General features: G+C 61.4%; 30 protein-coding genes and 1 tRNA gene. 14 read left to right on the forward strand and 17 right to left on the reverse strand.

Annotated features, from left to right (window positions below; all coding sequences use genetic code 11):
- Genes fghA through KVU_RS13115 form a run of 3 tightly spaced genes read right to left on the reverse strand, consistent with a single transcriptional unit; the run spans position 1 to position 2,215 of the window.
- The gene (gene fghA, locus KVU_RS13105) at positions 1 to 834 is read right to left on the reverse strand and encodes an S-formylglutathione hydrolase (RefSeq protein WP_013383111.1); all 834 of its coding nucleotides are present in this window, start codon (positions 832 to 834) and stop codon (positions 1 to 3) included.
- Positions 834 to 1,943: an S-(hydroxymethyl)glutathione dehydrogenase/class III alcohol dehydrogenase gene (locus KVU_RS13110; RefSeq protein WP_044008111.1), complete on the reverse strand. Its 1,110-nt coding sequence runs from the start codon at positions 1,941 to 1,943 to the stop codon at positions 834 to 836. Before KVU_RS13110 ends, fghA begins: the two co-directional genes overlap by 1 nt.
- Before the next feature lie 11 nt (positions 1,944 to 1,954).
- Entirely contained in the window at positions 1,955 to 2,215 is a 261-nt protein-coding gene (locus KVU_RS13115; protein ID WP_013383113.1) for a metal-sensing transcriptional repressor, read from the reverse strand.
- A 109-nt stretch (positions 2,216 to 2,324) separates the two neighbouring features.
- Between KVU_RS13115 and KVU_RS13120 the strand changes: the two genes are divergently transcribed.
- The 3 genes from KVU_RS13120 to KVU_RS13130 are packed head-to-tail and all read left to right on the forward strand — an operon-like array spanning position 2,325 to position 4,355.
- Entirely contained in the window at positions 2,325 to 2,945 is a 621-nt protein-coding gene (locus KVU_RS13120; RefSeq protein WP_236953119.1) for a TetR/AcrR family transcriptional regulator, read from the forward strand.
- Positions 2,946 to 2,957: 12 nt separating this feature from the next.
- The gene (locus KVU_RS13125) at positions 2,958 to 3,365 is read left to right on the forward strand and encodes an organic hydroperoxide resistance protein (RefSeq protein ID WP_013383115.1); all 408 of its coding nucleotides are present in this window, start codon (positions 2,958 to 2,960) and stop codon (positions 3,363 to 3,365) included.
- 12 nt (positions 3,366 to 3,377) lie between these two features.
- Complete coding sequence (locus tag KVU_RS13130) at positions 3,378 to 4,355, forward strand: zinc-binding dehydrogenase (protein WP_013383116.1); 978 nt, start codon at positions 3,378 to 3,380, stop codon at positions 4,353 to 4,355.
- Between the two features lie 40 nt (positions 4,356 to 4,395).
- On the opposite strand, the gene KVU_RS13135 is transcribed toward KVU_RS13130, so the two are convergent.
- The 11 genes from KVU_RS13135 to KVU_RS13185 all read right to left on the reverse strand — a co-directional run bounded on the left by KVU_RS13135 (position 4,396) and on the right by KVU_RS13185 (position 14,574).
- Complete coding sequence (locus tag KVU_RS13135) at positions 4,396 to 5,754, reverse strand: PepSY-associated TM helix domain-containing protein (RefSeq protein WP_013383117.1); 1,359 nt, start codon at positions 5,752 to 5,754, stop codon at positions 4,396 to 4,398.
- Between the two features lie 19 nt (positions 5,755 to 5,773).
- The gene (locus KVU_RS13140; RefSeq protein WP_164928159.1) at positions 5,774 to 6,178 is read right to left on the reverse strand and encodes a hypothetical protein; all 405 of its coding nucleotides are present in this window, start codon (positions 6,176 to 6,178) and stop codon (positions 5,774 to 5,776) included.
- Positions 6,179 to 6,316: 138 nt separating this feature from the next.
- Positions 6,317 to 6,739, reverse strand: a complete 423-nt coding sequence (locus KVU_RS13145) for a GlcG/HbpS family heme-binding protein (RefSeq protein WP_013383119.1) — start codon at positions 6,737 to 6,739, stop codon at positions 6,317 to 6,319.
- 15 nt (positions 6,740 to 6,754) lie between these two features.
- The gene (locus KVU_RS13150) at positions 6,755 to 7,840 is read right to left on the reverse strand and encodes an alpha-hydroxy acid oxidase (RefSeq protein WP_014538110.1); all 1,086 of its coding nucleotides are present in this window, start codon (positions 7,838 to 7,840) and stop codon (positions 6,755 to 6,757) included.
- Entirely contained in the window at positions 7,837 to 8,676 is an 840-nt protein-coding gene (locus tag KVU_RS13155) for an ATP-binding cassette domain-containing protein (RefSeq protein ID WP_013383121.1), read from the reverse strand. Before KVU_RS13155 ends, KVU_RS13150 begins: the two co-directional genes overlap by 4 nt.
- Entirely contained in the window at positions 8,676 to 9,509 is an 834-nt protein-coding gene (locus tag KVU_RS13160; protein WP_013383122.1) for an ABC transporter ATP-binding protein, read from the reverse strand. The genes KVU_RS13155 and KVU_RS13160 overlap by 1 nt, the downstream gene beginning before the upstream one ends.
- A 3-nt stretch (positions 9,510 to 9,512) precedes the next feature.
- The gene (locus KVU_RS13165) at positions 9,513 to 10,409 is read right to left on the reverse strand and encodes an ABC transporter permease subunit (protein ID WP_013383123.1); all 897 of its coding nucleotides are present in this window, start codon (positions 10,407 to 10,409) and stop codon (positions 9,513 to 9,515) included.
- An 11-nt stretch (positions 10,410 to 10,420) separates the two neighbouring features.
- The gene (locus tag KVU_RS13170) at positions 10,421 to 11,428 is read right to left on the reverse strand and encodes an ABC transporter permease subunit (RefSeq protein WP_013383124.1); all 1,008 of its coding nucleotides are present in this window, start codon (positions 11,426 to 11,428) and stop codon (positions 10,421 to 10,423) included.
- A gap of 15 nt (positions 11,429 to 11,443) precedes the next feature.
- Complete coding sequence (locus tag KVU_RS13175; RefSeq protein WP_013383125.1) at positions 11,444 to 11,800, reverse strand: RidA family protein; 357 nt, start codon at positions 11,798 to 11,800, stop codon at positions 11,444 to 11,446.
- Positions 11,801 to 11,810: 10 nt separating this feature from the next.
- Positions 11,811 to 12,914: an NAD(P)/FAD-dependent oxidoreductase gene (locus tag KVU_RS13180; protein WP_014538111.1), complete on the reverse strand. Its 1,104-nt coding sequence runs from the start codon at positions 12,912 to 12,914 to the stop codon at positions 11,811 to 11,813.
- A gap of 55 nt (positions 12,915 to 12,969) precedes the next feature.
- Positions 12,970 to 14,574, reverse strand: a complete 1,605-nt coding sequence (locus tag KVU_RS13185; RefSeq protein WP_013383127.1) for an ABC transporter substrate-binding protein — start codon at positions 14,572 to 14,574, stop codon at positions 12,970 to 12,972.
- A 149-nt stretch (positions 14,575 to 14,723) separates the two neighbouring features.
- On the opposite strand from KVU_RS13185, the gene KVU_RS13190 reads away from it, so the two are divergent.
- From KVU_RS13190 to KVU_RS13230, 9 genes are all read left to right on the forward strand, one after another.
- Entirely contained in the window at positions 14,724 to 15,665 is a 942-nt protein-coding gene (locus KVU_RS13190) for a LysR family transcriptional regulator (RefSeq protein ID WP_162491172.1), read from the forward strand.
- A 160-nt stretch (positions 15,666 to 15,825) separates the two neighbouring features.
- Entirely contained in the window at positions 15,826 to 16,533 is a 708-nt protein-coding gene (locus KVU_RS13195) for a GntR family transcriptional regulator (protein ID WP_014538113.1), read from the forward strand.
- 39 nt (positions 16,534 to 16,572) lie between these two features.
- Positions 16,573 to 17,415 carry a 5-dehydro-4-deoxy-D-glucuronate isomerase gene (gene kduI, locus KVU_RS13200; protein ID WP_060486232.1) on the forward strand — a complete coding sequence of 281 codons (843 nt, stop codon included), beginning with the start codon at positions 16,573 to 16,575 and terminating at the stop codon, positions 17,413 to 17,415.
- Positions 17,412 to 18,173, forward strand: a complete 762-nt coding sequence (gene kduD, locus KVU_RS13205) for a 2-dehydro-3-deoxy-D-gluconate 5-dehydrogenase KduD (RefSeq protein ID WP_013383130.1) — start codon at positions 17,412 to 17,414, stop codon at positions 18,171 to 18,173. Before kduI ends, kduD begins: the two co-directional genes overlap by 4 nt.
- 33 nt (positions 18,174 to 18,206) lie before the next feature.
- A complete protein-coding gene (locus KVU_RS13210; RefSeq protein ID WP_013383131.1) occupies positions 18,207 to 18,887 on the forward strand; it encodes an amino acid ABC transporter permease in 681 nt (226 codons plus the stop codon).
- A 1-nt stretch (position 18,888) separates the two neighbouring features.
- Positions 18,889 to 19,539, forward strand: coding sequence for an amino acid ABC transporter permease (locus tag KVU_RS13215; RefSeq protein WP_013383132.1), 651 nt, complete (start codon positions 18,889 to 18,891; stop codon positions 19,537 to 19,539).
- Positions 19,523 to 20,254: an amino acid ABC transporter ATP-binding protein gene (locus KVU_RS13220; protein ID WP_013383133.1), complete on the forward strand. Its 732-nt coding sequence runs from the start codon at positions 19,523 to 19,525 to the stop codon at positions 20,252 to 20,254. The genes KVU_RS13215 and KVU_RS13220 overlap by 17 nt, the downstream gene beginning before the upstream one ends.
- Positions 20,255 to 20,306: 52 nt before the next feature.
- A complete protein-coding gene (locus tag KVU_RS13225) occupies positions 20,307 to 21,098 on the forward strand; it encodes a transporter substrate-binding domain-containing protein (protein WP_013383134.1) in 792 nt (263 codons plus the stop codon).
- A gap of 58 nt (positions 21,099 to 21,156) precedes the next feature.
- On the forward strand, positions 21,157 to 22,176 hold the full coding sequence (locus KVU_RS13230) for a zinc-dependent alcohol dehydrogenase (RefSeq protein WP_013383135.1): 1,020 nt from the start codon (positions 21,157 to 21,159) through the stop codon (positions 22,174 to 22,176).
- Between the two features lie 114 nt (positions 22,177 to 22,290).
- Here KVU_RS13230 and KVU_RS13235 read toward each other — a convergent pair whose 3' ends face one another.
- Together KVU_RS13235 and KVU_RS13240 are read right to left on the reverse strand one after the other, a co-directional pair.
- Positions 22,291 to 22,743 carry a GNAT family N-acetyltransferase gene (locus KVU_RS13235; RefSeq protein ID WP_254656148.1) on the reverse strand — a complete coding sequence of 151 codons (453 nt, stop codon included), beginning with the start codon at positions 22,741 to 22,743 and terminating at the stop codon, positions 22,291 to 22,293.
- Positions 22,744 to 22,893: 150 nt separating this feature from the next.
- Positions 22,894 to 22,969, reverse strand: a tRNA-Lys gene (locus tag KVU_RS13240).
- A 99-nt stretch (positions 22,970 to 23,068) separates the two neighbouring features.
- Between KVU_RS13240 and dapF the strand changes: the two genes are divergently transcribed.
- Both dapF and mtaB read left to right on the forward strand, forming a co-directional pair.
- Complete coding sequence (dapF, locus tag KVU_RS13245) at positions 23,069 to 23,911, forward strand: diaminopimelate epimerase (protein WP_014538114.1); 843 nt, start codon at positions 23,069 to 23,071, stop codon at positions 23,909 to 23,911.
- Positions 23,911 to 25,179, forward strand: a complete 1,269-nt coding sequence (gene mtaB / locus KVU_RS13250; protein WP_013383138.1) for a tRNA (N(6)-L-threonylcarbamoyladenosine(37)-C(2))-methylthiotransferase MtaB — start codon at positions 23,911 to 23,913, stop codon at positions 25,177 to 25,179. Before dapF ends, mtaB begins: the two co-directional genes overlap by 1 nt.
- Here the strand turns inward: mtaB and KVU_RS13255 are convergent, their stop codons facing one another.
- Positions 25,180 to 26,364 carry an MFS transporter gene (locus KVU_RS13255; protein WP_013383139.1) on the reverse strand — a complete coding sequence of 395 codons (1,185 nt, stop codon included), beginning with the start codon at positions 26,362 to 26,364 and terminating at the stop codon, positions 25,180 to 25,182.
- Between the last annotated feature and the right edge of the window lie 112 nt (positions 26,365 to 26,476).

A 26,476-nucleotide genomic window follows, 5' to 3' on the forward strand; every position in this document is an offset into this window, starting at 1 on the left:
TCAGGTGCCTTTCAATGCCGCAGCGTGATGGGCGATGTGATCGCCGATAAAGCTGCTGATAAAGTAATAGCTGTGGTCATAGCCCTGTTGCATCCGCAACTCGACCGGATGACCAAGGCGCTGGGCCTCGGCCACGAAGATCTCTGGCTTTAGCTGGGTTTCGAGGAAATTATCGGCGCTGCCTTGGTCGATCAGGATGGGCAGACGCTCGGCCGCATGTGCCAGCAAGGCGGTGGCGTCATAGGCGGCCCAAGTGCTGCGATCTGCACCCAGATAGCCGGTGAAGGCCTTTTCGCCCCACGGCACTTGGGTCGGCGCAACGATGGGCGAGAATGCCGAGATCGCCTTGTACCGCCCCGGATTGCGCAACCCGATGACCAGCGCGCCGTGGCCGCCCATGGAATGGCCCATGATGCTGCGGGCGTCTGTCACGGGGAAGGTCGCCTCGATCAGTGCGGGCAGTTCCGCGCGGATGTAATCATACATCTGGAAATGCGCGGCCCAAGGCGCCTCGGTCGCGTTCAGATAGAAGCCTGCGCCTTGGCCCATGTCATAGGCGGGATCATCGGCGACGCCGTCCCCTCGCGGACTAGTCTCGGGCGCGACAATGGCTACGCCATGCTGCGCGGCAAAGGCCTGCGCACCGGCCTTGGTGATAAAGTTCTGTTCGTTGCAGGTCAGGCCGGACAGAAAATAGATCACCGGCACCGGGGCGGTGTCAGCCTGCGGTGGCAGATAGATTGCGAAGTTCACTTCGCAATCCAGCGCCTCGGCGCGGTGGCGCCAAACCTCTTGGCGGCCACCTGCGGCGATATGAAGTTCAACCCGTTCCATCAGTAATGCACGACCGAACGGATGGATTTGCCCTCGTGCATCAGATCGAACGCCTCGTTGATCGCGTCCAGGCCCATGGTGTGGGTGACAAAGGGTTCCAGCTCGATCTCGCCCTTCATGGACTGTTCGACCATGCCGGGCAGTTGGCTGCGGCCTTTGACGCCGCCAAAGGCGGTGCCCATCCATTTGCGACCCGTGACCAGTTGGAACGGACGGGTCGAGATTTCCTGACCCGCACCCGCGACGCCGATAATGACCGACTGGCCCCAGCCGCGATGCGCGCATTCCAGCGCGGCACGCATGACGTTGACGTTGCCGATACATTCGAACGAATGGTCCACACCCCAAGTGGTCATCTCGACAATCACCTGCTGGATCGGCTTGTCATGATCCTTGGGGTTCACGCAATCGGTCGCGCCGAACTGGCGGGCGAGGTCGAATTTCGTGGGGTTGGTGTCGACGGCAATAATGCGGCCCGCCTGCGCCTGACGCGCGCCCTGGATCACGGCGAGGCCAATGCCGCCAAGGCCAAAGACCGCAACCGTATCGCCCGGCTGCACTTTGGCGGTGTTATGCACAGCGCCAATGCCGGTGGTCACGCCGCAGCCCAGCAGGCAGACATGTTCATGGTTCGCATCGGGGTTGATCTTGGCCAGCGAGACCTCGGCCACGACGGTGTATTCGCTGAAGGTCGAGCAGCCCATATAGTGATAGATCGGCTCGCCGTTATAGCTGAAACGGGTGGTGCCATCGGGCATGACACCCTTGCCCTGCGTCGCACGGACAGCGGTGCACAGGTTGGTTTTGCCGGATTTGCAGAACAGGCATTCGCCGCATTCGGCGGTGTAAAGCGGGATGACGTGATCGCCCACCGCGACCGAAGTGACGCCCGCACCAACCTCGACCACGACGCCTGCGCCTTCATGGCCCAGCACGCAGGGAAAGATCCCCTCGGGGTCGTCGCCCGACAGGGTAAAGGCGTCGGTGTGGCAAACGCCGGTATGGGTGATCTTGATCATCACCTCGCCCGCTTTTGGCGGGGCCACGTCGATTTCAACGATTTCCAGCGGCTTTCCGGGGCCAAAGGCGACGGCGGCACGAGATTTCATCATTCTGTTCCTTACTTCAGATAGCTGCGCACAAGCGCCAGCAGGTCATCAGCCTTGCCGGATGCGGCATCGGCGGCAAATTCTTCGCGGATATAGCTTTCCATCACCTCGGCCATCAGGCCGTTGATGCCACCCCGAACGGCAGCAATCTGCTGCAAAATCGGCCCGCAGGGATCGCCCGCTTCCAGCGCGCGTTCCAACGCGTCACACTGGCCGCGGATGCGGTTCAGCCGCGTCATGGCGCGTTTCTTATCCTCGGGGTGTTTGGGCATTGCGATATCCGGAACTATACTGGGGTATAGTATATGGGGTGAAATTCATGCGCAAGACCGCCTGCGGGGTTGATTTTATAGACGACCGGTCTATTTTATAACCATGGACATGCTACATCTGACACCCAAAGCCACCGCAACGCGGCTGCACATTCTGAAAACTGGCGAAAAGCTGGTGCAAAGCCGCGGCTTTAGCGGCCTTGGCCTGCAGCAGATCCTGCAGGCGGCGGGCGTGCCAAAGGGGTCATTCTACCATTACTTCGCCTCGAAAGAGGCGTTCGGCGTCGCGATGTTGCAGCAATATATGGTCGATTACGCTGCCCGGTTCGAAGTGCTGATGCGTGCTTCTGATTCTGGTCGCGCGCTTTTGCTGCGTTATCTGGATGCGTGGATCACGGACCCGGCGCACCCCGATCAGCCCGGCTGGGCCGAGGGCTGTCTTGTCGTGAAACTCTCTGCCGAGGTCGCCGACCTGTCCGAGGATATGCGCCTTGTGCTGGCCGATGGCATCACGCGCATCACCGACCGCATGGCGGCGCTGATCGCGGCGGGGCAGGCGGATGGCTCTGTCCCCGCCAAGGCTGATCCGCAGGGGTTGGCTGTCGTTTTGTATCAATTGCTGCTGGGTGCTGCCGTTATGGCCAAAGTCACCCGCACCCGCGCCCCGCTGGACGGGGCCGCCACTGCCGCGCGGCTATTGCTGGCCTGCGGCGATCAACCGAACACCTGAAAGGACACGATCATGAAAGTCTTTTATAAAACCCGCGCCACCTCGACCGGCGGCCGTACCGGCCATACCGCGCTGGATGACGGCAGCCTTGCATTCGATCTGGCCAGTCCCGGATCGGGGAAAGAGGGCGCGAACCCTGAACAGCTTTTCGCGCTGGGTTATGCCGCTTGTTTCGGCAGCGCGCTGGAACTGATCGCCAAGCAGATGAAACTGGACGTCACCGCCAAAACCTCGGTCGAGGTTGGCATCGGTCAGACGGCCAGCGGCGGCTATGCCCTTGATATCGACATCTATGCCGAAACCACCGGCATCACCGAGGACGAGGCCCATCGCCTGATCGAGAAGGCGCATGAGGTCTGCCCCTATTCCAACGCCACGCGCGGCAATATCGACGTGCGCCTGCATGTTGTCGTGAATTAAAGGAAAACCACCATGCGCAGTGCAATTCACGCCACCTTCGGCCTGCCCGAAGATGTTCTGACCCTTGGCGATGCGCCGATGCCAGAGCCCGCTGCGGGTCAGGTGCGGATTAAGACGATCCTGTCGCCGATCCATAACCACGACGTTTGGACGGTGCGCGGCAATTACGGCTATAAACCCGAACTGCCCGCCATCGGCGGCAGCGAAGCTGTCGGCATCGTCGACGCGCTGGGCGAGGGGGTGACGGGCATCGCGCCGGGTACGCGGGTCGCGGTTGCCTCAGTTCACGGCACATGGGCGGAATATTTCCTTGCGCCCGCCGCGGGTCTGGTGCCGGTGCCTGACGCGATATCGGACGAGGTCGCCGCCCAGCTGATCGCCATGCCCTTTAGCGCGCTGTCGCTGCTCGAGGAATTGGACGTCAAAGCAGGTGACTGGGTGATCCAGAACACCGCCAATGGTGCCGTCGGCAAGACGCTGGCGATGCTGGCAACGGCACGAGGCGTGAATGTCATCAACCTTGTGCGCCGCGACGCGGGCGTGGCCGAGATGGCGGCGTTGGGCATCGGCAATGTCATCTCGACCGCCGCCGAGGGCTGGAAAGATCAGGTGCGTGCGCTGGTGGGTGATGCGCCGATCCGTGCGGCGGTCGATTCCATCGGCGGCACCGCGACCGGCGATCTGACGGGTCTTCTGGGCGAGAACGGGCTGTTGGTGGTATTCGGGTCGATGACCGGCGCGCCGATGCAGATCTCCTCGGGCGATGTGATCTTTAAACAGGTCAGGATCAAGGGGTTCTGGGGCTCGGTCGTCAGTGCCACTATGCCGGTGGATAAACGCCGCGCGCTGTTTGGCGAGCTGCTGACGCAGGCCGCCAGCGGCAAGCTGCAATTGGCGGTCGGCGGCATTTACGGTCTGGATCAACTGCGCGCGGCATCGCTGGCCGCGCAGGCGACGGGCAAGACAGGCAAAGTCCTGCTGCGTCCCTAAAATAATCGCCCCCGGCCACCAAAATGGCCGGGGGCTTTTGTTATGCGGCGGGCGATATGCGCTGCCACAGCATGTCAAATGCGATCATCACGGCCAGCGTGATCCCTGTCAGCGGAAAGATCACCCCGCCGATGCCAAGGATGATGAACAGCCCGATAAAGACTTTGCGATCCGACGGCATGGGCGGCACGCCCAGCTTGCCACTGGGACGGCGCTTCCACCACATCACAGCGGCCGAGACCATTAGCACCACGATCCCGATGCACACCAGCAGCAGCACGATCTGGTTCAGCAGTCCGAATGTCTGCCCCATATGCGTGTTGATGCCGAATTCCAGCCAGCGCCCAAGCGGGCCGTAATCGGCATAGCTCATGTCGATCAGCGCATCGGCGGTATATTGGTCAAGATGGACGACGCGCTGCTGCGTCAGGTCATCGGGATAGACGGAACCCGAAAAGACGCCGGTCGGGCCGTTCGGCAGCGCGACGGAATAGCCGCGATGCAGCCCCATCTCGTCAAAGATCTGCACGGCGATGTCGATCCCGATCGAGGGCATGTCGGGGATTGGCGGCGCAGTTTCCGGGATCTGCGCCTGTTCCATCGACCATGATGTTTTCGCGATATGATCCAGATGGTCATGCGACATCGGGACATCAACACGCAGCCCGGCGGGATAGCCGAAATTGCCGCTATTGGCCCATTGGTTCACCTTGCCGCCCCAGACGCCCGACCACGGCATGCCCGTGATCGACAGGAAGACGATGAATGCCCCTAGGATAATCCCGCTGACAGCGTGGACATCGCGCCAATAGGTGCGGCGCGCCGGCGTGCCGCGCAAGGTGACGACACCGCCCTTTTGCCCACGCGGCCACCACAGATAAACACCCGTCAGCACCATAAGGATCGAAAAGCCGCCCACAATCTCGATGATCTTGCGAGGGTTCGGTCCGAAATAGCGGAAGGAATGCAGATAGCGCACCGTCCAGGCAAAGGTGCTGCGGTCGGCGCGCACCTCTAGCACTTCGCCGGTGTATTGGTTCACAAAGACCGCCTTGGCACCCTCATCGGATTGGACCGTGATCTCGGTCGATTGGTCGTCGCGGGCGGGATCGGTATATTTGACGGCCGTGCCGGGCTGGGCCGCCAACGCGGCTGCGATCAGGGCCGAGGGTTGCAGCATCGCGCCCCCGGGTTCCACCCGCATGAAATCAGCGTGGACGATGCGGTCTACCTCGTCCTTGAACAGATAGATGCCGCCGGTCACGGCCAGCGTGATCATAAAGGGCAGGATGATCAGCCCGGCATAGAAATGCCAGCGCCATACGGCACGATAAAGGTTCGACGCCTTGGCGCGGCGCGCGGCGTCAGGGGGCAGGCCCCCGCTCGTTTGAATGGTCATGATAGTTCCATCTGAAGTTTTAAGTGAAAAACGTCAGAGGGTTACAGGCGGCCCCGTCGACGGCGGCAGGCCCGTCGCAATGGCTGCCCCGCAGCGCGGTGGATTGCGCGGCGATGGCGGGCGTGTCGCGGTGCGCATCGGGCAGCCGCAGGGGCGGCGTTTCGGGCGGCGTGAACGGCACATGCGCCGCCGCCCAATAGCAGTGCTGCCCGCCGTCCATATCGCTGGCATCGGGGGCCTCGATCGGCAGCAGGGTCTGCGGGTCGACGGCGACTTCCATCATGCCGCCTTCGCCCATGCAGATCACCAGCATGATCGCGCCGCTTGGCGCGCGGGTCGGCATGATGCCAGCCGCGAACAGCGACGAGGCTGCAAAGGGCAAAAGCATTACCCAAAGCACCATCAGGCGCAGATATCGCCACAAGCCGCGTTCCATAACGGGGCGCATAGCCCAAGCTTGCCACAGGGGCAAGGCGGCTGGGTGGCTGTGACAGCAGCGGGGCAGGTCTTATCGCGAGCCACCGGATGCGCATAGCGCGCTGCCTTTGATATGCGAAAGGCTTTAGCTTGCCGCCTGCCAGAACTGCAATGCGGCCTCGGCGACAGCCAGATCCTGCGCGGGCGTGCCCGAGGATATGCCAATGGCGCCGATCACCGCGTCCGCATAGGTCACGGGCAGGCCGCCCGCGACGATCATCAGCCGGCCCCCGATGGCGCTGTTGATGCCATAGGCCGGCGCGCCCGGTTGGCTGGCGGCCCCATATTCATGCGTCGCTTTGCGCGCGGCGGCGGCGGTATAGGCCTTGTCGATGGCGATGGTGCTCGAGGTGACTTTGCCGCCCTCCATGCGTTCAAACGCGATCAGATTGCCGCTTTCGTCGGTGATGGCGATGCACATCGGCACGCCGATCTGATCGGCGTGGCGGATGGCACCCGCGATCAATCTGCGGGCATCATTCAGGTCTAGTCTGGTCAGGGTCTTCATATCAGGCCTTTGATTTTAGATAAAAACATGCGGGCCAAGATCAGCCGTGCTGTTGCAACCCAGATGGCCCAGCGTTGTCCAATATTCGTCCTTAAGGATCTGCAGCACGCGGCGCACGCCCGCTTCACCATCGGCGGCAAGGCCAAAGCCGACTGCACGCCCCAGCGCCACCGCATTCGCGCCCAGCGCGACAGCAGCGGCGATATCCGACCCGCGACGGATGCCACTGTCAAAGATGATCGGCACATCGGGGCCAGCCGCCGCGCGCACCTGCGGCAGGGCCGAGATCGCAGAAGGCTGGCGATCAATCGAGCGTCCACCATAGTTCGAGACATATAGACCCATCGCACCCGCGTCCAAGCACTGCTTGGCCTCGTCGGCGGACATCACACCTTTGACCAAGATGGGCAACGGGGCGCGGGCAATTGCCTCGCGCGCCTCAGCCCATCCCCAACGCGGCTGCGAAAACGCGATCTGTTCGCGCAGGGCGGCGGGGTCGGACAGGCCGGGGCCAAAATTCGCCTCGGCCTTGCCCGGTGCGAAGCGGGTGCGATCCTCGATCATCCGCTCGCGCCATTGACGTATGGGGGAATAGGTGGCGACGATCTGTTCATATCCGGCGGCTTTGGCGCGGTGCATCATGTCGACGACGGCCCCGACATCACCCACAAAGGTCACCTGAAACATCTGTGCGACACCGCTTGCGGTCGCGATATCCTCGAGGCTGTGGGCCGCGGCGACGGGCACGATCTGGCGAATGCCGACATCACGCGCCGCGCGGCCTGTGGCGCGGTGCCCCTCGGCGTCCAGCATATATTCACCGCCCCCAAAAGGCGCGATAAAGGCCGGAAACGACAGGCTGTGGCCTAGAAACTGGGTCGCGGTGTCCGGGCGTCCGATGCCGGCGAATAGCGGGGTTTTCCACTGCCATTTGTCGAAATCCGCGGTATTTGCACGCAAAGTCACCTCGTCGCCGGTGCCGCAGTTCAAATAGTTCCAGACCTCATCCGTGCAGGCCTCGCGCGCGGCGCGCCAGATGCCGAGGTTGGTGGTGAAACGCTCGCCCGTGGCATAGCGGTTGTCGATCGGATCAGTGTTCATGGACGCAGTCCTGCTGTTTGGCGGGCGGTGATACGGGTGCGGATTGCCTCGATGCTGGCCGAGGGTGTCGCGGCGAAAAGCTTGCGCGTATAGGCATGTTGCGGGGCGGCAAAGATATCGGTGGCGGCGCCCTCTTCGACGATCTCGCCCGCCTTCATCACGATCAACCGGTCGGCCAGATAGCGCACCACCGACAGGTCGTGGCTGATAAAGATATAGCTAAGACCCATCTCGTCCTGCAGATCGCGCAAAAGGTTCAGCACCTGCGCCTGCACCGACAGATCGAGGGCCGAGACCGGCTCGTCCAGCACGACGATTTCGGGCTGCACCATCAGGGCGCGGGCGATGACCACACGCTGACGCATCCCGCCTGACAGCATATGCGGATAGCGCCCGGCGACCTCTGGCCCAAGGCCGACGCGGCCCAGCATCGCCAGCGCCTTGTCGCGGCGCTGTGTGGGGGTGTCGTCGGTGTTCAGATAAAGCTGCTCGGTCAATGCGCTCAGGATTTTCTGGCGCGGGTTCAGCGATGAATAGGGGTTCTGGAAGACGATCTGTACCTTGCGCCGCAGATCGCGTCCCGGCTTATGCTGGCTGAGGTCGACCTTTTCGCCGCAAATGGTCAGATCGCCTTCGGTCTGCGCGTCGATCATGGTCAGAATGCGGGCAAGTGTGGATTTGCCGCAGCCGCTTTCGCCGACAACGGCCAAGGTGCGCCCGCGTTCCAGTTGCAGCGACACGCCCTTCAGCGCGCGGTTCACCTTGCGCCCACCGATCAGGCCGCCAGAAGTGTAATCGCGGATCAGCCCCTCGGCCTTCAAAACGATTTCGCCCATTACGCACCGCCTTTCATCAAGGTATCAACCGTCGGCAGGCGCAGGCCGGTAGCATTTTCGGGCAGCGCCGACAGCAGCGCGCGGGTATAGGCCTGCTGCGGACTGGAAAACAGATCCAGCACGGGCTGTTCCTCGACCTTGCGGCCTTTGTATTGCACGATGACGCGATCGGCTGTCTCGGCCACAACGCCCATGTCATGGGTGATCATGATCAGACCCATGCCCGTCTCGCGTTGCAGATCGGCCAGCAGATCAAGGATCTGCTTTTGAATCGTCACATCCAGTGCGGTGGTGGGCTCGTCCGCGATCAGCAGGCGCGGTTTGCAGGCGATGGCCATGGCGATCATCACGCGCTGGCACTGGCCACCGGACATTTGATGCGGAAAACTGTTCATGCGGGCGGCGGGGTCGGGAATACCGACGGCGTCCAGCAAGGCGATCGCGCGGGCGGCGGCATCGCGGCGTGACAGACCAAGATGCAGGCGCAGCACCTCGCAAATCTGGAAGCCGACGGTAAAGCTGGGGTTCAACGAGGATAGCGGGTCCTGAAAGATCATCGAGATGTCTTTGCCGATGATCTTGCGCCGCGCGCGGGCGGACAGGCGCAGCATATCCTGCCCGTTGAACAAAATCTGATCGGCGCGGATCACGGCGGCGGGCGGCAGTAGCCCCATCACCGCCAGCATTGATACAGATTTGCCAGACCCGCTTTCACCGACAATCGCCAGAATTTCGCCTTGATCGACGCGCAGGTCGATGCCGTCAACCGCACGCAAGACGCCCGCTGCGGTCGGAAAGGTGACTGAGAGGTTTTTGATCTCGAGCAGCGCCATGTCTCAGCCTTTCTTCAGCTTGGGGTCAAGCGTGTCGCGCAACCCATCGCCCACCAGATTGATCGCCAGCACAGTCACAAGGATCGCAAGGCCGGGAAAGGTGGCGACCCACCACGCGCGCAGGATCAGCTCGCGTGCATCTGCCAGCATGGTACCCCATTCGGGTGTTGGCGGCTGCGCGCCCATGCCCAGAAACCCCAGTGCCGCCGCATCCAGAATCGCCGTTGAAAATGACAGCGTCGCCTGCACCACAACGGGCGACATGCAGTTCGGCAAAATCGTCACAAACATCAGCCGCAGGGGGGATGCGCCCGATACGCGCAGCGCAGTGACATAGTCCTTGCCCTTTTCCGACAGCACTGCGGCGCGGGTCAGGCGCGCAAAATGCGGCTGCAGCACCAGTGCAATGGCGATCATCGCATTCGTCAAGCCCGGCCCCAGAATGGCGACCAGCACCAGCGCCAGCAGCAGCGAGGGAAAAGCAAGGATTACATCCATCACGCGCATGATGACGGTATCGACCGCGCCGCCGACGTAACCTGCCAGCAGGCCCAGGCTGACGCCGCAGATCAGCGCGATGGTGATGACCAGTAGACCCACATACAGCGAATAACGCGCGCCCCAGATCAGCCGCGACAGGATATCGCGCCCGACGGCATCGGTGCCCAGCAGAAACTCCGCACGTCCCCCCTCCAGCCAGGCGGGTGGCACAAGGAAGGCGTCGCGGTACTGTTGGATGGGCGAGTGCGGTGCAACCAGCGGCGCCAGCAGGGCCGTCAGCACAACAATGCTAAAGACGATCAGGCCCAGCACAGCGCCTTTGTTTGCGGAAAAGCCGTACCAAAAGGCACGGATCGGCCCGACGGGTTTGGGGATGGGCTGTGAAATCGTATCGGTCATGTCAGCCCCAATTATTTATGGCGGATGCGTGGATTGATGACGGCGTAAAGCACATCGACCAGCAGGTTGACGGCCATGACGATGGCCGCGATCAGCAACAGGCCGCCCTGCACCACCGGGTAGTCACGCTTGGAGATCGAATCGACCATCCACTTGCCGATGCCCGGCCATGAAAAGATCGTCTCGGTCAGGATCGCGCCGGTCAGCAGCGCGCCGATTTGCAGGCCCAGCGTCGTGACAATCGGGATCAGCGCGTTGCGCAGCGCGTGCAGGCCGACGATGCGCAGGGGCGACAAGCCCTTGGCGCGGGCGGTGCGGACATAATCCTCGCCCAGAATCTCGAGCATGGCCGAGCGGGATTGCCGCGCCAGAACGGCCATCGGGATCGTTGCCAGCACAATCGAAGGCAGGATCAGGTGCCTCACCGCCGAGGTGAATGCGCCCGTTTGTCCCGATGTCGCCGCGTCCCACAGCATAAAGCCTGTCGGGTTCGGGAAATAATACATCAAACCGATCCGGCCCGACACCGGCGTCCACCCCAGCGTGCTGGAAAACAGGATGATCAGCAGCAGTCCCCACCAGAAAATGGGCATCGAATAACCTGTGAGTGCGATGCTCATGGCGATTTGATCAAACCACGAACCGCGCTTGACCGCCGCCAGAACCCCCAATGGAATACCGATCAGCGCGGCCAAGATGACGGCGCAGATCGCAAGTTCGACCGTGGCCGGGAACAGGGCGGCGAAATCTGCAAGGACAGGCTTTTTCGTCACCAATGAGGTGCCAAAATTGCCCGTCAGAACATCGCCCAAATAACTGAAATACTGCACCAGTATGGGGCGGTCATAGCCGAACTGGGCCATCAACTGGGCATGGCGTTCGGGGGTCAAGCCCCGCTCTCCGGCCATAAGCATGACGGGATCGCCCGGAAGAATGCGGACGAAGCCAAACGAGACGATCGTGATCCCGATCAAAACGGGGACGATCACGATCAGCTTACGGAACAAAAAGCGGAGCATGACGGCAGGTTGTCCTTAGGCTTCGCGCACGGCGGCGACGGTCGCGATCTCGATCAGGCGGCGCGGATCGCCTAAGTCATTCACCCCGATCGTCGCGCGTGTCGGCAGGTCGATGCCGTCCAGCCAAGCCAGCCAGACTTTGTTCATCGCCTCTTTTTGGGTCATGTCGGTGACATAGATGCGGGCCTGCAGCAGCAAAGTCTTGTCCGAATTGCAATCTGCCAGCAGCTTGTCCAGCTTATCACAGATTTCTTGGGTCTGGCCGGCCATATCTTGTGACAGATCATGCGCGGCATGGCCGCTGATATACAGCGTATCATTATGCTGGACGGCGCCATGCAAATGGGCGGACTTACGGAAGTGTTTGATCATGCTTTTACTTTCAGTTCTGTGGAGCATAGGGGGCGACCGGCACTTCGGTCTGCTTGCCTGTCAGGACGTCGGCCAGCAGCTTGCCCGCGAACGGCCCGATCGAGATGCCCCCCGCGCCAAGGCCATTGGCGAGCGACAGCCCGGGGGCACCTGGGACGCGGCCGAAAATCGGCTTGATCGTGGGGCCGGCAGGACGAAAGCCGATGCGCGTTTCGATAATCTCGGCATGGGCAAGGCCGGGGGCGATGGCCATGCCGGCCTCGAGCACGCTGGCCTGACCTGTGGCGGTGACGCGATAGTCAAAGCCGGAATCAACCTCGCGCGTCGCGCCGACGACAATGCGGCTGTCGTCAAAGGCCAGCATATAGTGACTGGTCATCGGCAGCAGCACCGGCCATTGCGCGGTTTGGACACCGGCAAGGCGCAGATGGACGATCTGGCCTTTTTGCGGCTTGACCGGATGATCGACACCCAGCGGCGCCAGAATTTGCGAGGCCCATGCCCCGCCTGCGACGATCACCTCGTCCGCCGTATGCAGCGTCCCCGATCCGTCACGTACGGCAGTGCCCTCTGGGCCTTGTACCAATGTCACGTAATCATTGCTGAATTCCGCCCCCAGCGCGATGGCCTGACGCACCATCGCCGCCGATAGCAGGCGGGCGTCCACCCGTGCGCCGCCGGGAATGAACCAGGCCTCTAACCCGTCTTTCAGGACCGGAAATAGCGCTTGGGCGTCCTTTGGCGACAACAGGCGGACATCACCGGCCTCGGGCGCGGTGGCGGCGCGACGGGCAATGCGCGCGCCGGCGGCCTTGAAATCATCCGCGTTTTGCGAGGTGACCAGCGCGCCAACTTTGCGATAGCCCAGATCCGTCTCGCCCGCGCCGTTCAGATCGGCGATCAGCGTGTCATAAAATCGCGCACCTGCGGCATACATTTCGTACCATGCAGGCTCTTCGATCTGGGTGGCCCAGGGGCAAACAATGCCTGCGCCCGCCATGGTGGCTTTGCCATTATGGGCAAAGTCGAAAATCTTAACCTGAACGCCGCGACGGGCCAGTTGCAGGGCGGTACTGGCCCCGAACATGCCCGCGCCAATGACAATAGCGCGCATCTTTGTTCCTTCGTATTGAATGTGCGGCGGACGCTGGGCCCGCCGCAACACGGGGTTATTCGACCGTGACGCCAGACATGCGGCTCGAGCCGAAGATCGCGGGCGTAAAGCCATTGACCGACGTCGAGACAGCCATCAATTGGTCTGCGCCGCCGAACATAACCGCCGCCACATCGTCATAAAGGATGTGCTGCGCCTGCAGATACAGTGCCTCGCGTTCAGATTGATCGGTGATCTCGCCAGCGGCCTGCATGACGGCGTTGAATTCGGCGTTGCACCAGTGGCCGATATTCGACGGGCTGGGCGTGCCTTCGGCGTTACAGGTAAAGTAGTTGTTCGGGATCTGGCTGGGATCGGGAAAGTCATAGATGCCGCCGAACATGCCGACCTCGGCCTCGAACGCGCGCGAGCGCTGGATATACTCGGCCCATTCATAGGTGACGATCTCGGCATTCACGCCGATGGCGGCCCAATCGGCCTGGATCATTTCCGCTGCGCGGCGACCGTTGGGCATATAGGGGCGCGAGACAGGAACGGCCCAGATCTGCGTGGTAAAGCCATCGGCAAAACCCGCATCGGCCAGCAGTTGTTTGGCCAATTCCGGATCATAAGCATAGGGCGCAAGATCGGTTGCCGATCCCCAGAAGGCAGGCGGCACCACAGCGCCGGTCAGATGGCCCATGCCGTTGAACACCGTCTCGACCAGGGGTTCCATATTGATCGCATGGGCCAGCGCCTGACGGACGCGGATATCTTGGAATTTGTCGATGGTCTGGTTGAAAGTGATGAAGCCCGAGGAGGCGACCTGCGCAGGCACCAGCTCGACCGTCTCGCTTGCGTCGATCAGCGGCGCATCGGCAAGGTTCGGATAATAGGAAATCGCGCATTCACCCGCCAGCGCGCGCTGCACACGGACCGAGGCATCGGCGCTGATCGCCATGATGATCGCATCGACCATGGGCGTGTTTTCAGCAATGCCGGCCGCCTCGCCCCATGTGTCATGGAAAGGGATCAGGCGCACAATGGCGTCCGTTTGATAGGCCTGTAGCTGGAACGGGCCCGTACCGATGGGCTCGCGGTCAAATGCATCGGGGGTGCCCGCGGCTTGCAGCACATCGGCATATTCGGCCGAGGTCATCGCGATCGAGCCATGCGCCATAATGCCGATGAATGGCGCAAGCGGCGCGGTCAGGGTGAAGGCGACGGTGTAGTCGTCGATTTTTTCAACGCCGGCCAGCGCATCGGCCAGTTTGGTGTTGAAGGTGATATAGCTGCCGCCGCTGACAGAATGGTAGGGGTGGGCCTCATCCATCATGCGGGCAAAGGTGAACACCACATCATCGGCGTTGAAATCGCGTGTGGGGGTAAAGGCGTCGTTCGACTGCCACTGCACACCTTGGCGCAGGTGGAACGTATAGGTCAGCCCATCGTCGGATACATCCCAGCTTTCCGCCAGCGCAGGCTGGATATTCGCGCCGCCCCGTTCGACCGCGACCAGGTTGTCATAGATCTGGCCCAGCACGGTCGAGGTGGTGCCGCTGCTGGTCAGTTGCGGGTTGAAAATCTCGGGTGCGCCTTCAAGGCATACCGTAAGTGTGCCAGCAAAAGCGGGGCTGGACAGGGCAAGCAGCGCAGCGGCCGCGGCGAAAGAGGTCTTCATGTGGTGCTCCCTGAGCGTTGCGACTTTTATTATGTCCCAGGCCTTGGCTGCTGGCTGGGTTTGTCTTGGTAAAACCATTTCCTTGGGCTATGATATGATTGTCAAATGCGAAATCAGCCAAGCAATATAACCAAAGGATATGATGCGCCGTGAATATCCGTCAGCTTGAAGCATTTCACGCCGTTATGGAGACAGGCTCGGCCACCCGCGCGGGCGAGCGTCTGGGCATTACCCAGCCCGCCATTTCCAAACTGATGAAATCTTTGGCAGACGAATGCGGATTCGTGTTGTTCCAGCGCCGCGGCGGCCAGCTTGTCCCGACGCGCGAAGCGCAGCTATTGGGATTGGAAGTTGCGCGGCTTTTCTCTGGCAGTCGCCGTGTGGCCGAGTTTATTCAGGCAATTCGTACCAATCAGGTGGGCGAGGTTTCATTGGCCGCGCCGCCCGCCCTTGCCACGCGATATCTGCCGCAGATCCTTGCGTCCGAGATCCGCGACCTCAGCGACTTACACTTGCAGATCATGTCGCGGTCGTCGCCGCAGATCATTGATCTGGTCGCGGCGGGGCAGTTGGACATTGGTCTGAGTTCGATGGCCGTCGATCATCCAGATATCGAGGTCGAGCATGTCCGCAGCTTTGCCCTGGTCTGTTTGCTGCCCTTTGGCCATCCTTTGGGTGCAAAACCCGCGTTGGATATCGAGGACCTGCGCGAGCAGCCGTTTATCTCGCTGCCGACGGGCGATTGCACGTTTAGTAATACCAGCCGCGCCTTTAAAGTGAACGGCGTCTCTGTCTCGCGCCGGATCGAGGCGCCGCATTCGGAAACCGCCGCGCTGATGGTGGCGAACGGAATTGGCCTGACCATCGTGCCGCCCTTTGCCGGCATCGAATTCGACGCGCAGCGCGTGCTGCGCCGGGCCATTCGTCCGGTCGAGCATTTGGATATCTGGATGCTAAAGCGCCGTAATCGCCCGATTTCTATGGCGGCCGATATGATCCGCGCGCAAATCCTGCGCACCTTGCGCGCCATCGACGAAGAGCCATTGGCACAGCCCAGCGTCTCATTGGCCAGCGTCTCATTGGCCAGCTAGTCGCGCTTCATCCTCTCGTCTCCTTTGGCATTCGGGCAGGCGCCGTCCTGCTTTGCCTTGATTTTTGCCATACTAATATTTCACTTTCTTAAAATTGAAATATTAGTATTCTACTTATAGCGGCGAGGAGGCTGCTGATTCGTAGGGGGATGTCAGCGAGATGGAGAGGAAGGCGCGCACGATTGGCGGCATTTCCGAAGTGTCGCGTACGCGCGCACAAGCGCCACGGACCGCTGATCTGATCTATCGCGATCTGCATCGCGACATTGTTTCGATGCGACTCAAGCCCAACAGCAAGCTGTCGGAAAAGGAACTGAGCGAGCATTTCGGTGTCTCGCGCACGCCTTTGCGCGAGGCGATCCAGCGGCTGGCCGAGGATGGTCTGGTCGCCGTCTTTCCGCAGGCTGGCACCTTTGTTGCACCTATTCCCGTGCGGCTGTTGATGGAATCGATCCTGATCCGCCGCGCGCTGGAAGTTGTGATCGCGCAGACCGCGACGGAAATGGCCGTGGCGCAGGATATCCGCGACATCGACGCCAATCTGGCCGAGCTGGAGGGGGCGGTGAACGCGGGCGATCTGGGGGAATTCCACCGGATCGACAGCGAATTCCACCGGCTGATCGGGCGCATATCGGGCCTTGGGACGGTGTCGAATACGATTGAACATGTGCGCGCGCAGATCGACCGCTATCGGCTGATGACCCTGCCGCAGGCCGGGCGTTTGACGCGCGTCATTACCGAACACCGCGCCGTGCGCGATGCCGCGCGGGCGGGCGAGGCGATGGCCTTTCATATCGGCCAAATGCTGGATGAGGTTGAGGCGCTTCAGCACCTCGATCGGGATTATTTCTACGACGACAGGGAATAGCGGGCAGGTTTACGCCGCATGGACCTTGGGAGGGGGCACATGAGCGAAGCAATTGATATCAGACATAATGTTCATCCGGAAATGGCAAAGGCACTCGATGCCGAGGGGCTGCGCCGCCATTTTCTGATCGCGGATCTTTTCCGCATGGGCGAGGTGCGGATGACCTATTCGCATATCGACCGGCTGATCGTCGCAGGCGCGATGCCAGCAGATACTGCGTTGGCCTTGCCGACCCCAAAAGCGGTCGGACAGACGCGCTTTTTTGATAACCGCGAAGGCGGCGTTATCAATATCGGCGGCGCGGGCCGCGTGATTGTCGATGGCGCGGCGCATGATCTGCACGGCGAGACCGCCCTTTATATCGGGCGCGGCACGGCCGAGGTGCAGTTCGAAAGCACTGATCCTGCGCACCTTGCGCAATTCTACATGATCTCGACCCCCGCGCATAAAGACCTGCCGACCCGCCGCGTGACGGCGGATCAGGCGAACCGATTGAATTTGGGCGAGGTTGCGACCGCGAACAAACGCACCATTTTGCAATTCCTGCATCCTGATGTGATCGAAACCTGTCAGTTGACGATGGGCATGACCCGTCTTGAGGCCGGCAGTGTCTGGAACACCATGCCCGCCCATACGCATGACCGCCGCTCCGAGGTCTATCTGTATTTCGGCCTGCCCGAAGGCCAGCGCGTCTTTCACCTGATGGGCGAGGGGCATGAGACCCGCCATATCGTGACCGGCAATGGCGAGGCGATCCTGTCGCCCTCGTGGTCGATCCATGCGGGGGCGGGCACCTCGGCCTATGCGTTCATCTGGGCCATGGGCGGCGACAACAAGAATTTCACCGACATGGACCATATTAAAATCGAGGATCTGAAATGAGTGCCAATCCGCTGTTTGATCTGACAGGCAAAGTGGCTGTTGTCACCGGCGCCAATACCGGCATCGGGCAGGGCATTGCCATCGCCTTGGCGGGGGCGGGGGCAGATGTTGTGCTGGTCGGACGTTCGCCCATGGATGACACGCGCAGCCAGTTGCAGGGCTTTGGCACCCGCGTCCACGAGATCCGCGCCGATCTGTCCTCGACCGCGCCCCTGGCCGGGATCGTCGACGAGGTTGTCAGCAAGCTGGGCGGCGTCGATATTTTGGTGAACAACGCGGGCATCATCCGGCGCGCCGATGCGGTCGATTATACCGAGGCTGACTGGGATGCGGTGATCGACACCAACCTCAAGTCGCTGTTTTTCCTCAGCCAAGCCGCCGGTCGCCATATGCTGGCCAAGGGCGCGGGCAAGATCATCAATATCGCATCGCTGCTGTCGTTTCAGGGCGGCATCCGCATTCCCGCCTATACTGCATCCAAAAGCGGTGTCGCGGGGCTGACGCGCCTTTTGGCCTGCGAATGGGCCGCCAAGGGCGTCAATGTGAACGCCATCGCACCGGGCTATTTCGTGACGAATAATACCGAGGCCCTGCGCGCGGATGCCGATCGCAACGCCGCCATTTTGGGCCGTATTCCGGCGGGCCGCTGGGGCAAGCCCGGCGATATCGGCGGGGCGGCCGTATTCCTTGCCTCGCAGGCGTCGGATTATGTCGATGGCGTTGTGCTGCCGGTCGATGGGGGTTGGCTGGCGCGCTAGGCGAAATCGGCAGCAGAGGGGAGGTCTGCAACGATGAGTTATCAGTTCAACTTTGCTGCACTTGTACCCTATTGGCCGGATTTCATCTCTGGCGCTTGGGTCACGTTGCAGCTGACGGTCGGCGCCGTCATTTTCGGGATGGTGATCGGTGTTCTATGCGCCATCGCGCGGCGTTCGCGCTTTGTTGCGCTGCGATCGGTGGCCGGGGTCTATGTCGAGACGGTGCGCAATACGCCGTTCATCGTGCAGATCTTTTTCCTGTTCTTTGGCATGTCATCTGTTGGCGTGCGGATGCCGATCATGGTCGCCGCAATTTTCGCACTGGTGGTCAATGTCGGTGCCTATACGGCCGAGATCATCCGTGCCGGCATGGACGCCATTCCCAAAGGCCAGATCGAGGCCGCCGAGGCGCTGGGCCTGTCACAGTTCCAGATCTATCGCGACATCATCCTGATGCCCGCGATTGAAAAGGTCTATCCGGCGCTGACCAGCCAGTTCGTGCTGATGATGCTGACGACCTCGATCTGTTCGCAAATCTCGGCCGAAGAGCTGACGGGGGTGGCGAATAATATCCAGTCCAACACTTTCCGCAGTTTCGAAACCTATATCGTGATTGGCCTGTTCTACATCGGGATCACGCTGATGATGCGCTTTGGGTTCTGGCTGATCGGGCTTTACGCCTTCCCGCGTCGCCGCGTCATGGGTGGGGTGTGATATGCAGACCTTTGGAACAGGACATTTCATCTACCTGCTGAACGGGCTGTGGTGGACAATCATCTTGTCTGCGCTGGCGATGTCGCTGGGCAGTATCGCAGGTTTCATCGTCATGCTGGGACGCATTTCGCGCCGCAAATGGCTGGTGCGCCTTAGCGGGACATGGGTGCAGATCATCCAAGGGACGCCGCTGCTGATCCAGATGTTCATCATCTATTTCGGTCTGGGTGTGGTCGGCATTTCGGTGCCCGCGCTGGCGGCGGCGGCGATTGCGACGATGATCTATGCCTCGGCTTATCTTGGCGAGATCTGGCGCGGCTGCGTGCAATCCATTGCCAAAACCCAGTTCGAGGCCGCCGAATCCATGGGGCTGACCCGCTGGCAGGCGCTGCGCGATGTGATCTTGCCGCAGGCCATGCGCATCGCCACCCCGCCCACCGTGGGTTTCACGGTGCAGCTGATCAAAAATACCTCGCTGGCCTCGGTCGTCGGATTTTTGGAACTGACGCGCGCGGCGCAGGTCATCAACAACTCGCTGTTCGAACCCTTCTTGGTCTTTGGGATCGCGGCGGCGCTGTATTTCGCGGTTTGCTACCCGCTGTCGCTGTGGAGCCGCAATCTGGAAAGGAAACTCAATGTCGGTCGCCGTTAAGCTGGATAATGTGGTCAAACGTTATGGCGCCCTTGAGGTGCTGAAGGGTGTCTCGTTCGATATCAAGGCGGGCGAGGTCGTGGCGCTGATCGGCGCATCGGGATCGGGAAAGTCGACCGCGCTGCGCTGTATCAACCGGCTCGAGCAGATCCAGGGCGGAACGATCGAGGTGTGCGGCCGCGCGGTGAATGACGACAAGGTCGACCTGCGCGCGCTGCGCCAGGACGTCGGCATGGTGTTCCAGCAATACAATCTGTTCCCGCATATGACCGTGGGCGAGAATGTCATTCTGGCCCTGCGCCGCGTGAAAAAGATCAGCCGCGCTGATGCGGTGCAGATCTCGCGCAAGGTGCTGGATCAGGTCGGCCTGCTGGAAAAGATCGACAATTACCCCGAACAGCTTTCGGGCGGCCAGCAACAGCGCGTCGCCATCGCACGGTCTTTGGCGATGCAGCCAAAGGTCATGCTGTTCGACGAAGTGACATCCGCGCTGGACCCGCGCCTGACAGGCGAAGTGCTGCGCGTGATGGAGGATCTGGCCAAAGGCGGCATGACGATGGTGGTTGTCACGCATGAGATGGGCTTTGCCCGTCGCGCCGCCGACCGGGTGATCTTCATGCATCACGGCAACATTCATGAGGAGGGTGATGCCGCGATTCTGAATGCCCCAACCACGCCTGAACTGCGTGAATTTCTGGAGCATGACCTGAACTAACGTGCCGACCCAAGCCGGTCAGGAGGGACCGGATCAACAGGAGGAGAAAGTTATGAAAATCAATCGTCGTATTGCCCTTTTGGCGATGACTGCCGGCATGTCGCTGGGTCTTGCCATGCCCGCCGCCGCCGATCTGGCCGAAATCCGCGAACGCGGTGTGATCCGTATCGCCGTGGCGATGGGTATCCCGCAATATTCCTATATCGACAGCAATATGCAGCCCGCCGGCTCGGATGTGGAAACCGCCCGTATGCTGGCCGAGGATCTGGGTGTCGCGCTGGAGCTGGTCGAGATTACCAACGCCGCCCGCGTGCCGACCATTCAGACCGACAAGGCCGATCTGGTCGTCTCGGCGCTGGGCATTACGGATGAGCGTCGCCAGGCGATCGACTTCTCGGTGCCCTATGCCACGCTGGCACTGGTTGTGGCCGCGCCTGCCGATATCGACATCAGCGATTATGCCGATCTGACCGGCAAGCGCATCGCGCTGACCCGCGCCACCACCAACGATCAGGATATCACTGCCAACACCACCGGCGCCGAAATCCTGCGGTTCGAGGATGACGCCACGCTGATCACGTCGGTCATTTCGGGTCAGGTGGATATCATCTCGAGCCAGTCCGCCGTCATCGGCGGCATCAACGAGCGTCGCCGTGGCGGCCCGCTCGAGATCAAATTCATCCAGCGCGAGACCAACCTTGGCATTGGTCTGGCCAAGGGTAACCCCGAACTGCTGGCCTGGGTCGATGAATGGGTTGTCACCAACTTTGACAACGGTCGCCTGCGCGAGGTGTTCACCACCTATCAGCACCGCGATCTGCCCGACGATCTGACCTCGCGCTGATCTCACTTGGGGGCGCGGCTTTGCGCCCCCACTCTCCCTTTTTCAACGGATATTCGCGATGAAAGCGGTCTTTTACACCGGTGATAAGTCTTTTGAGCTGCGCGAGATTGCGCGCCCAGATCCCGCCGCGGGCGAGGTCGAGATCGCCGTCGCCTATAATGGCATTTGCGGCACCGATCTGCATGCCTATCACGGCGCGATGGATGCGCGGATCGGCCATAACCGCGTGCTGGGCCATGAAATGTCGGGCCGCGTCGCGCGCCTTGGCGCGGGTGTGACGGGTCTGGCTGTTGGGCAGCCCGTCGTGATCCGCCCGCTGAAACCCTGCGGTGATTGTCCCGCGTGCAATGCGGGGCTTTCGCATATCTGCCACAAGCTGAAATTTCTTGGCCTCGATACCGATGGCGCTTTGCAGGATTACTGGTCGGTGCCTGCCTATGCGGTGCATCCGCTGCCCGAAACCGTGCCGCTGGACCACGCCGCGCTGGCCGAGCCGGTCGCCGTGGCGGCCCATGATGTGCGCCGCAGCCGCCTTGCTGCGGGCGAGTTTGCGCTGGTCATCGGTGGCGGCCCCATTGGTCTGCTGATCGCCATGGTGGCGCGCCACGCGGGCGCGCGTGTGCTCATCTCCGAGGTGAACCCGCTGCGGATCGGCATCGCGCAAGAGATGGGCTTTGACGTCGTGAACCCGCGCGAGGCAAATGTCATCGACACCGTGAACGCCGCTACCGGGCAAAAGGGCGCGGATGTGGTATTCGAAGTGTCGGGCACGGTGGCTGGGGTCGAGTTGATGACCGATGTCGCCGCATCGCGCGGGCGGATCTGTATGGTGGCCATCCACACGACCCGCCCCCAGGTCGACCTGTTCCGCTTTTTCTGGCGCGAGCTAGAGCTGATCGGCGCCCGCGTTTACGAGGCCGAGGATTTCGACACCGCCATCGACCTGATTGCGACCGGCGTCGTCGATGCGGGCCGCATGATCACCGATGTGCAGGACCTCTCGCAAGTCGGCGCAGCTTTTGCGGCGCTGGACGGCAATGCGAAGGCCATGAAAAGCCTGATCCGCATCAGCGGCTAGGCGGCCACGCGGGAACAGGCGGGTGGTGTGGCGCGCACAAGCGGGGACCGCACCATTCCATGACAGCGCCCGCAGACGCAAAGCGCGATCCGTTCCCCGCGGGCGGGTCGCGTTTTAGATTGATTTGGCCATATTGATGCCCGTCACGCGAAAGCCGCCCCGCTCATAGACATGTTTGGCGCGCGCATTGTCGCCCGCAACGCGTAGCTTGATCTGTTTAAAGCCTAGCGCGGCCATATCATCCTCGAAACGGGCGAGGGCGGCTTTGCCAAGGCCACGGCCCTGAAACGCGGGCAGGATGCCGAAATCGTAAATGAATACGGATTGGGCCTCGGTGTCTGGCTTGCACCACAGATAGCCGACGTGATCCTCGCCCTTAGCCGTGCGGTCAAAGATACAAAACAGGATATGTCCCGCGGTCTGCGGGCCGTGCGGCAGGCTATGGGCAATCTCGCGCTGGGCCTGCGCGGCCGCATCCACAAGGGTCAGCCCATAATTCGCCGCGATCTCGGCGGCGTAATCCGGGATGAAGTAATCCAGATAGGCTTGATACTCGGGTTCAAGCATTTTGCGCAGTGATATCATTTTGGCGGTCCCTAACTGGCGGCGTGTGATTCCCGAATAATGTGCAGGATGAAGGATCGCCGCAGCTTTCCAAGGCTTTGATCCGCAAAAGAATAAGGGCCTAGACATCGCTGTCTAAGCCCTTGAATTCTTTGGTGAGCCGGCTGGGGGTCGAACCCAGGACCTACTGATTAAAAGTCAGTTGCTCTACCAACTGAGCTACCGGCTCTCCGTGTTGGGGCTAATAGGGGGAGTGCGCGGGGGGGTCAACCCATGAAATGCATGTTACCATGCGGCAGCTATGGATTTACCACGTAAAACGCACTAGATGACGCGAATGCAAAGCAATTCGGATACCGGCCTGCCGTTCATGAAGATGCACGGGTTGGGCAATGACTTCGTTGTCATGGATGAGCGGGGCCTTCCCCCGCGCGTCACGCCCGCGCTTGTCGCGGCCTTGGCGGATCGCAATCGCGGGGTCGGCTTCGACCAGATGGCGATTATCACCGATGGCGGCAATGCCGACCTGCATCTGACCTTCTTTAATGCCGATGGCAGCCCGTCGGCGGCTTGCGGCAATGCCACGCGCTGCATTGCCCGCTATGAGATGGATCGCACCGGCAAGACCAGCCTGACCATCACCACCGATCGCGGTGTCCTTTTGGCGCGCGAGGAAGGCAACGGCCTCACCTCGGTCAATATGGGGCATCCGATGACCGACTGGGACGAGATCCCGCTGGCCGAGGATGTGGACACGCTTGCGCTGCCGATCCTAGGCGCGCCGACTGCGACCAGCATGGGCAATCCGCATTGCACCTTTTTTGTCGATGATGTGATGGCCATTGATCTGGCCGCCATCGGCCCCACCATCGAACACCACCCGCTGTTCCCCGAGCGCACCAATGTGCAATTCGCGCAAGTCATTGGCGAGGATCGCATCCGTATGCGCGTGTGGGAGCGCGGCACCGGGATCACGCTGGCCTCTGGATCGTCGTCCTGTGCGACGGCGGTGGCGGCTTACCGTCGTGGCCTGACGCGGGCCAAGGTGGAAATCGTGTTGGACGGCGGCAGCCTGCAGGTCGAATGGCGCGATGATGGGGTCTGGATGACGGGGCCAACGATGCACGCCTTTAACGGCGTGCTGACGCAGCAATTTCTGGATAGCCTGTAATGGATCAGAACGCGCCGATTTTTGCGACACTCGGCTGTCGCCTAAATGCCTATGAAACCGAGGCGATGAAGGATCTGGCCGCCCGCGCGGGCGTGTCCGGCGCCGTCGTGGTGAATACCTGCGCCGTCACATCCGAGGCCGTGCGCAAGGCCCGCCAAGAGATCCGCAAGCTACGGCGCGAGCATCCCGACAAAAAGATCATCGTCACCGGCTGCGCCGCCCAGACCGAGCCCGAGACCTTTACCGCCATGGGCGAGGTCGATTTCGTCATCGGCAACACTGAAAAGATGAAGCCCGAGACTTGGGCCGCGATGGCACCCGATCTGATTGGCCGCACCGAACCCGTGCAGGTCGATGATATCATGTCGGTCAAGGAAACCGCCGGTCACCTGATCGACGGCTTTGGCACGCGCGCCCGCGCCTATGTGCAGGTGCAAAACGGCTGTGACCACCGCTGCACGTTCTGCATCATCCCCTATGGCCGCGGTAATTCCCGTTCGGTGCCTGCGGGCGTCGTCGTCGATCAGATCAAGCGTCTGGTGGATCGCGGCTATAACGAGGTGGTGCTGACCGGTGTCGATCTGACCTCGTGGGGCGCTGATCTGCCTGCGACGCCGCGCCTTGGCGATCTGGTCATGCGGATTCTAAAGCTGGTGCCGGATCTGCCGCGCCTGCGCATTTCATCTATCGATTCGATCGAGGCGGATGAGATGCTGATGCAGGCCATCGCGACCGAACAGCGCCTGATGCCGCATCTGCATTTGTCGTTGCAGGCGGGCGATAATATGATCCTGAAACGGATGAAGCGCCGCCACATGCGCGAAGACGCCATCCGCTTTTGTGAAGAGGCGCGCGTTTTGCGCCCCGACATGACCTTTGGCGCCGATATCATCGCCGGCTTTCCGACCGAGACCGAGGCGATGTTCGAAAATTCGCTAAAGCTGGTGCAAGATTGTGGCCTGACATGGCTGCATGTCTTCCCCTATAGCCCGCGCAAGGGCACGCCCGCCGCGCGGATGCCGCAGGTGAACGGCAATGCCATCCGCGAACGTGCCGCGCGTCTGCGCGTGGCGGGCGATGCGCAGGTGGCAGTGCATCTGGCGCAGCAACAGGGCGTGCAGCATCGTGTGTTGATGGAAAACGCCCGTATGGGCCGCACCGCGCAATTCACCGAGGTCATTTTCGACAGTGATCAGCCCGAGGGGCAGATCGTGAATGCTGAGGTCATGGGCATCGCGGGCAATCAATTGACGGCCCGCGCGCTGTAATCAGGCCTGATCGCGTTTCAGATCCCAGATCATGATCGCGAAAATCACCATGCCAACCGCATACATGATGGCGGCGACATAACCGGTCGAGGGCAGGCCCCAGCCGGCCGCCAGCGCCATGCCCGCAAACAGCGGCCCCAGCGCGTTGGCCATATTGAACGAGGCATGGTTCATCGCCGCGGCCAGCGTCTGCGCATCGCCCGCGACATTCATCAGCCAGGTCTGCATGACGGTCGAGAAGGACGAGAAAGCGCCGATCAGGAACAGCACCAGCACCACCGACCAGATATTGCCTGTCGCACTGGGATAGATCAGTTGCAGCACAAAAGACGCGCCAAGGATGGTCCATCCCGTACCGATCAGCGATTTATCGGCCAGCTTGCCGATGACCAGCGTGCCCAGCGTCATGCCGATTCCCATCAACGCAAAGACCAGCGGCACCATGCGCTCGGGCATCTGGGTGACTTCGACCAGCGTCGAGGCCGCATAGGTATAGGTCGCAAAATACCCGCCAAAGCCGACAGCACCACTGAGGAGCGCCAGCAGGACCTTGCGGTTTTTCAGTGCCGATAGCTCGCTCAGGGGGTTCGCGGCTTTGTTCGGCTTGTCCTGCGGCGCAAGCGACAGGATCAGCACAGCCGTCAACAGCGCCAGCGCGCCCACGATCGCGATACCCCAGCGCCAGCCGATGGTTTGGCCCATCAGGTTCGCAGCCGGCACACCGACCACCGTCGCGACGGTCAGGCCGGTAATCACCAGCGAAATCGCGAAAGAGCGTTTCTCATAGGGCACCAGTGACGCCGCCAGCAGCATCGCGACGCCAAAATACGCGCCATGGGGCAGGCCCGCGAAAAACCGCGCGACGATCATCAGTTGATAGGTTGGCGCCACGGATGCTGCTAGGTTCGCAATGGCATAAAACGCCATCAGCGCGACCAACAGGATGCGCTTTGACATTTGCGCGCCCAGCACGGCCAAAATCGGCGCGCCGATCACGACGCCAAGCGCATAAGAGCTGATCGCATGCGAAGCCTCGGCCTCGGAGATGCCAAAGTTCAGCGCGTAATAGGGCAGCAGGCTCATGGCGGCGAATTCGGCAGTGCCGATGGAAAAGCCGCCCATCGCAAGGGCAAAGATAATGATTCCGACCGGCACTTTACGGCCGGCAACTAATGTTGCGCTCAAGGCGGTCCTCATGGATGAAATGCGTGAAATGGACCGCCAGCAGCAGCCTTGCCCCCGTGATCTTGCAATCAGGGGGCAGGTGCAAGCGTAAATGTGTCGCAGATATTCCGCG

The organism is Ketogulonicigenium vulgare WSH-001 (assembly GCF_000223375.1).
GTDB lineage: Bacteria > Pseudomonadota > Alphaproteobacteria > Rhodobacterales > Rhodobacteraceae > Ketogulonicigenium > Ketogulonicigenium vulgare.